The 484-nt window shown below is 47.3% G+C and carries 1 protein-coding gene; it reads left to right on the plus strand.

Annotated elements, in window-relative coordinates; translation table 11 throughout:
• On the plus strand, positions 1 to 484 hold a 484-nt coding region (locus tag NE664_13560), incomplete at both ends, for a DNA-directed RNA polymerase subunit alpha (protein ID MCQ4727659.1).

A 484-nucleotide genomic window follows, 5' to 3' on the forward strand; every position in this document is an offset into this window, starting at 1 on the left:
GGCAATTCCTTGAGAAGAATCATGCTTTCTTCTTTACCGGGAGCCGCAGTCAGTCAGGTAAAAATCGACGGCGTTTTGCATGAATTCAGTTCTATCCCAGGCGTTAAAGAGGATGTGACTGAGATCATTATGAACATCAAAAGCTTAGCAATCAAAAATAACAGCGACACCAATGAGGCAAAGGTTGCCTACATCGAGTTTGAAGGCGAAGGTGTGGTAACGGCTGCTGATATTCAGGCGGACCCGGATATTGAAATCATGAATCCGGATCAGGTGATCGCGACACTCAGCGGCGGCACAGACAGTAAGTTCTACATGGAACTGACGATCACAAAGGGCCGCGGCTATGTAAGCGCAGACAAAAACAAGAGTGAAGATTTACCGATTGGCGTGATTGCCGTTGATTCCATCTATACACCAGTAGAGCGCGTCAACATGACGGTACAGAACACCCGAGTAGGTCAGGTTACCGATTTCGATAAGC

It is taken from the genome of Anaerotignum faecicola, from assembly GCA_024460105.1.
Lineage (GTDB): Bacteria > Bacillota > Clostridia > Lachnospirales > Anaerotignaceae > JANFXS01.